Origin of the sequence: Synechococcus sp. R3-13, assembly GCF_047462195.1 — a bacterium.
In the GTDB taxonomy this organism is placed as follows: Bacteria; Cyanobacteriota; Cyanobacteriia; order Thermostichales; family Thermostichaceae; genus Thermostichus.
The window spans coordinates 1-3,374 of sequence record NZ_JANSIO010000261.1 but is presented as its reverse complement, the minus strand read 5'-3'; the positions used below and the strand labels follow the sequence as shown (position 1 = coordinate 3,374).

4 protein-coding genes are annotated in these 3,374 nt (G+C 60.5%); all 4 read left to right on the top strand.

Features of this window, described 5'->3' with window-relative positions; all coding sequences use genetic code 11:
• Positions 1-117 precede the first annotated feature (117 nt).
• A complete protein-coding gene (locus tag NW856_RS08055; protein ID WP_414399771.1) occupies positions 118-267 on the top strand; it encodes a hypothetical protein in 150 nt (49 codons plus the stop codon).
• A 141-nt stretch (positions 268-408) separates the two neighbouring features.
• Entirely contained in the window at positions 409-996 is a 588-nt protein-coding gene (locus NW856_RS08050) for a DUF2062 domain-containing protein (protein ID WP_414399770.1), read from the top strand.
• Positions 997-1,191: 195 nt separating this feature from the next.
• Positions 1,192-1,980 carry a type I methionyl aminopeptidase gene (map, locus tag NW856_RS08045; protein ID WP_011433730.1) on the top strand — a complete coding sequence of 263 codons (789 nt, stop codon included), beginning with the start codon at positions 1,192-1,194 and terminating at the stop codon, positions 1,978-1,980.
• A gap of 7 nt (positions 1,981-1,987) precedes the next feature.
• Positions 1,988-3,374: chloride channel protein (locus NW856_RS08040; protein ID WP_414399769.1), on the top strand; the 1,387-nt coding region annotated here is incomplete at its 3' end.

The following is a 3,374-nucleotide window of genomic DNA, read 5'->3' as shown; positions in this document are numbered from 1 at the left end:
GTTCAGCAGTGTTCAGCGTAAATGTATCAGGCCTTCAATCTTCGGAAAGTAAGCCGATGGGTACACCTGCACAGCCAAGATGGGATCCTAGATTCACAGTCTTCCCCAGAACTCCAGATGACAACTCCCCCCGAAAAGCCTGATCCCAAAATGAAATCGGGATCCCTGCGATCCGGGCTGAGCATTGCCCTGTTCCTGTTTTTGCTGGTGTTGGTTTCCTACTTGAGTCTTAACTTTCTGCTGGCCTTGGTGGACAAGCTCAGGTGACCACTCCGTAAACCGATCCCCCGGCGTCACCCCGTTGCTGCTGGCCCGGATTTGCCAATGGCCCTTTGTCGCCAAGGGCAGGAAAGATACACTGGATTTACAGGACTTAACACCTTCTCTCAGTTGCCCCCCCTGACCGCCATGAGCTCCCTCTTTTGGTTGAGGCTGCCCTCTTTCTCCTGGCCTTCGCCGGGATCCCTTAAGCTTTATTCCAGATCCTACTCTGGATCTCAACCAGGGCCGACCCTAGCCCGCCGGGATCTTTCCTGGAAGCGTTGGCTGCGCTATCTTTATCTGCGCCTGTTGCGGCTGCAATCGTCGCCAAAAGAAGTTGCCCGTGGCTTGGCGGTAGGGGTTTTTGCCGGCTGTTTCCCCATCTTTGGCTTTCAAACGTTGGCCGCTCTGGTGTTGGCTGTTCCGTTTCGGGGCAACAAGCTGGCGGCGGCGGCAGGGACCTGGGTGAGTAACCCCTTCACCTATGTGCCCATCTATGCATTCAACTACCAGGTGGGAGAATGGCTACTGGGATCCCGAACTGTCCTTCCCACCACAGAGCTGGTGGCGGCCACCTGGCAAAACTGGATGCAGTGGGGCTTGGAGATGTCGGGCACGCTGTTTGTCGGCTGTGCGTTTGTCGGTTTTTGGGGATCCCTCGTCAGCTATTTTCTGGGGCTGTGGTTGGTGCAGCGGATTCGTCGGCGGCAGAAAATGGCCGGCAGGGGTCTGTGAATGGGCGCAAGGCGATTCAGAATCCCAACTGAGAACCCAATCCTGGACAGTCTGCAGGTGCAGAGATCCATCCGTTTTCACAGAGCTTTTCACAGATAAGGTCTCATGATGGAAGACATGCGAGCGTTGTTGACAGACCTCAGCCGTCGCTCCCAGCGATGGGGGGAGCAGTTGGGATCCGCTTTGCAGACGGGTATGAACCAGCTCACGCAAGCCCCTCAGCCCATTGTGTTGCTCTCTTCGCGGGAACTGGAGAAAATGCGGCGGGCTTGTCGCCTGGCAGCAGATCTGCTCAAGCACTTGGAGCCGATGGTGCGGCCAGGGGTCACCACCCAAGAGCTCAACGACGAGGCCGAGCGATGGACGCGGGCACATGGGGCCAGAAGCGCCCCTTTGGGCTACCATGGCTTTCCCAAGTCCATCTGCACCAGCGTCAACCACGTGGTCTGCCACGGCATTCCCAGCCCCAAGCAGATCCTGCGAGAAGGCGACATCATCAACATCGATGTCACCCCGGTTTTGGATGGCTACCACGGCGATACGTCCAAAACCTTCTTTGTCGGACAGCCTTCTGAGCGGGCGCGGCGCTTGGTGGAGGTGACCGAAGAATGTCTGCGGCGGGGCATTGCTGCCGTCAAGCCGGGGGGGAGAGTCGGCGACATTGGCGCTGCCATCCAAGAATATGCCGAGGCCCAGGGCTACAGCGTGGTGCGCGATTTTGTCGGGCATGGGGTGGGACGGCAATTCCACACTGCTCCCCAGATCCCCCACTACGGCGAACGGGGAAAAGGGGAGAAACTCCGCCCCGGCATGGTGTTCACCATCGAGCCGATGATCAACGAGGGCACCTGGGAGGTGAAGGTGCTCTCCGACGGGTGGACGGCGGTCACTTTGGATGGCAAGCTCTCGGCGCAATTTGAACATACGGTCGCCGTTACCGAAACCGGTGTAGAGATCTTGACCCTGCCTTCCCAAAGCCCCTGAGCCGATCATGAACAGCGCCCCCGCTCTCCGCCTGCGCCTCTCCTCCGAGAACCTTCTGCTGCTGCTGGCGGCGGCAGTGGGGTTGGCCACGGGGCTGTTGGTGGTTGGATTTCGCTACTTGATTGGCTGGTGGCGCTATCTGCTGCAGGACACCCTCGTCGATGGCCTCGGCAGGGCTGCAGAACACTATGGCCTGTGGCTGCTGGGATCCTGGCCGCTGGCTTTGGCGCCGGTGCTGGGGGGCCTGCTGATCGGCGCTTTGGGGGCAGTTGTGCCCTTTCCCAACTTGAGCCTCTCCGGCTTGGTGAGTCCTGCTCGTCCTTTGGCACTTCAGCCCTGGTGGATCCCGCTCAAGCTCTTGGCGGCTGCCATCTCGTTGGGCGCGGGAGCTTCCCTTGGCCCTGAGGCCCCCAGTGTGGAAAGTGGCGCTTTGCTGGGATCCCTGCTGGGGCAAAACCTACGCCTCTCGCGGGAGCGGGTGCAACTGTTGATGGCTGCCGGAGCAGCGGCTGGCCTGGCGGCAGGGTTTAACGCGCCCATTGCCGGGGTGTTTTTGGCGCTGGAGCTGGCTTTGGCCCGCACCTTCACCACTTCTGCTGTCAGTGTGGTGGTGTTGGCGGCGGTGGTCTCCGCCTTGATCGCCCAGGTGGGGTTGGGGGCACAACCCGCTTTTCTTTTGCCCACCATCACCCAGCCGGCTTTTGTCTTGCCGGACTACGAGATCCACAGCTTGCTGGAGGTACCTCTGTATCTCGGCTTGGGCTTTTTGGCCAGCCTGGTTTCTATGGCCTTCAGCTACACCCTGGAGTGGGGCAAGCACCTGTTCAACAGTGGCCCCCTGGCGGCCTGGCCAGCTTGGAGCAAGCCCATTTTGGGGGGCGGGATCCTGGGCTGCGCGGGCTTGGGGATCCCATTGGCGTTGGGGGTGGGCTATGAAACCATTGAGTCGATTCTGCAGGCCGTTCCCTTTTCTCTTGGCCATCTGGGCCTGCTCCTATTGGGCAAGCTGTTGCTGAGCGCTTTGAGCCTGGGCAGCGGCTTTGTGGGGGGAACCTTCGCCCCGGCTTTGTTCATGGGGGCAGTGCTGGGGGCAGGCTACGGTCAGGTGCTATCCCAAGCTTTGCCCCTGATTGCCTTGTCTCCCCCCGCTGCCTACGCCATGGTGGGCATGGCGGCTGTGTTGGCGGCCAGCGTGCGGGCTCCGCTAACGGCCATCTTGCTGCTGTTTGAGATGACGCGGGACTATCACATTGCGCTGCCGGTGATGGCGGCAGTGGGTTTGAGCATCTGGCTGACGGAGCAGTTGCATTCGCCGGCCATCTACCCTTCCGCCCGTCGCTATCGCCACGCAACGCTTGACGGAGTCCTTGGGCAGGAGCCTAGAGAGCTGACGG